At 73.7% G+C, this 2,460-nt stretch carries 2 protein-coding genes; both read left to right on the top strand.

Translation table 11 applies throughout. The annotated features are described in order from the left end of the window. Positions 1–1,316: hypothetical protein (locus DI269_RS27100; protein ID WP_157974961.1), on the top strand; the 1,316-nt coding region annotated here is incomplete at its 5' end. After that, entirely contained in the window at positions 1,313–2,272 is a 960-nt protein-coding gene (locus DI269_RS27105) for a glutamate ABC transporter substrate-binding protein (protein ID WP_157974962.1), read from the top strand. The genes DI269_RS27100 and DI269_RS27105, both read left to right, overlap by 4 nt. The last annotated feature ends 188 nt before the right edge of the window (positions 2,273–2,460 follow it).

Consider the following 2,460-nt stretch of genomic DNA (forward strand, 5'->3'; position numbering starts at 1 on the left):
CCGTGCAGCCCGCCCCCGGCGCGCCGCCCGGTCGGCGGATCGACCGGGTCGCGGCCGCGCTGCGGCAGACGCCCGGCCAGCTGCGGGGCGTCCTCGCGGTCCTGGCCGCGCTCATCCTCGGCGCCGGGATCACCGGCATGACCTCGATCCTCGCGAAGTCCGCGGTCATCGAGGAGACCACCAGCCAGTCCGGGCGCCTCTCGGTGGCCGCGCTCCAGCTGTACCAGGCGCTCTCGCAGGCCGACGCGACCGCGGCCTCCTCGTACCTGACGGCGGGCACGCCCTCGGAGGAGACCAGCGACGCCTACCGGACCGCGCTGCGCGACGCCACCGTGGCGCTCGCGACGGCCGCGGGCGAGGTCGAGAACGCCGCCGACGTCGAACTGGTCGCCGAGCTCAACGCCCGGCTGCCGGTGTACACGGGCCTGGTCGAGTCCGCCCGCACGTTCAACCGGCTCGGCGAGCCGGTCGGCGCGACCTACCAGGAGCAGGCGTCCACGCTCATGCGCGAGCAGATGCTCCCCTCGGCGCACACGCTCCAGGAGAACGCGCTCGCGCAGCTGACCGAGTCCCGCGACGGCGCCGCGGCGTTCCCGTACGCGGCCGCCGCGCTCGTCCTGGCCGCGCTCGGCACCCTCGTGTGGGCCCAGATGTGGCTCTCGCGCAAGACGAACCGCACGTTCAACCTCGGCCTCGTCGGCGCCACCGTCCTGCTCGTGGTCTTCGCCGGATGGCTCGCGCTCGCTTCGGTCGCCTCCGCGGGCCACACCGACCGGTCCCACGAGGACGGGTCGCGGCCCCTCGAACTGCTCGCGCAGGCCGAGATCGCCGCCCAGCAGGCCCGCGCCGAGGAGTCGCTGCTGCTCATCGCCCGCGGCGAGGACCAGCAGGCCGCCGACCGCTACGCCGAGCACATGAGCGAGCTCGCCGCCGAAGGCGGCCTCCTCGACCAGCTCGACGAGGCCTTCAGCGGCGACGCCGACCTGTCGGCGTCCGTCGACGCCGCCCGCGACGCGGCCACCGCCTGGAGCAACGGCCACGGCGAGGTCGTCAAACTCGCGCAGGAGGGCAGCTACACCGAGGCGGTGGCACTGGCCGTCGGCGACGACGAGACGAGCCTCCAGACCTCGTTCAACGCCCTCAACGAGGCGCTGACGTCGGCCACCGACACCAGCGCCGACCGGTTCGTCGAGGCCACGATCGACGCCCAGCGGTCCCTCTCGGGCGCCGCGGCGGGCCTCGCGGCCCTCTCCCTGGCGGCGCTCATCAGCGCCGCCGTCGGCATCCAGATGCGAGTGGCGGAGTACTACGCATGATCCGAATCGCGAAACCGGCGCTCGCCGCCATCGCCGCCTGCCTCGTCCTGGCCGCCTGCACCGGCCCGGCCAACATGGAGCCGCCGGAGGTCGACGTCCCCACCCCCCTGCCGGAGGGCATCGACTTCGACCCCGACGCCAGCCCCGCCGCAGCGGACACCAGCTGCGACCCGCTCGCCTCGTACAACCCCGCCTCGGTCACCGCCGACCAGGCCCGCGCCGCGCTCGACGACCCGGGCGTGGTCCGCATCGGCATCAGCCAGTCCACCAACCTCATGGGCTACCGCGACCCCGAGACGAACGAGCTCGCCGGCTTCGACATCGACATCGCCAAGGCCATGGTCCAGGCGATCATGGGCGACGCGACGAAGGTCCGCTGGGTGCCCATGACCTCCGGCGAGCGCGAGCCGGCCCTCGCCGAGAACCGCGTCGACATGGTCGTGCGCACCATGTCGATCACCTGCGAGCGCTGGCAGAACGTCGAGTTCTCCACCGAGTACTACCACGCCGGCCAGCGCCTCCTGGTCACCAAGGACTCCGGGATCCCCGGGCTCGCCGAGATGACCGCCGACCAGCTGGTGTGCACCGGCGCGAGCTCGACCTCGGTCGGGAACATCGCGGCGGTGAACCCCGAGGTCCAGCCGGTCACGGTCCCCGACTTCAACGACTGCCTCGTGCTGCTCCAGCAGGGCACGGTCGACGCGGTCGCCATCGACGACACGATCCTGGCGGGCATGGCCGTGCAGGACCCGACGCTCCAGGTCGTCGGCGAGGCGTTCTCGGTGGAGTCGTACGGGATCGCGTTCCAGAAGGGCGACACCGACCTCGCGCGGTTCGTCAACGGCGCGCTGGCGGCGATGATCGCCGACGGCCGCTGGCAGGCCTCCTACGACACGTGGCTGGCCGAGCCGCTCGCGATGGACGCGGCCGCCCTGACCACGCAGTACCGGGACTAGAAGGGGAGCCGCATGAGCGACCAGCAGCCGCCGCCCGAGCACACCCAGCGGTACCAGCCCGGCCAGTACCAGCAGCCGCCGCCGACCGAGGAGTCCGACACGCTCGCGGTCCGCCGGCGCATGTCCACGCCGCCGCCCGTGCCGCCGCAGCCGGGCTTCGCGCCCCCGCCGCCGGGCCCGCCGGGGAC

It is taken from the genome of Glycomyces dulcitolivorans (assembly GCF_003265355.1).
Taxonomy (GTDB): Bacteria; Actinomycetota; Actinomycetes; order Mycobacteriales; family Micromonosporaceae; genus Glycomyces; species Glycomyces dulcitolivorans.

Excerpts from the sequence above, each read along its gene's own strand:
- DI269_RS27105 (WP_157974962.1), top strand. The coding sequence starts at position 1,313 with ATGATCCGAATCGCGAAACCGGCGCTCGCCGCCATCGCCGCCTGCCTC.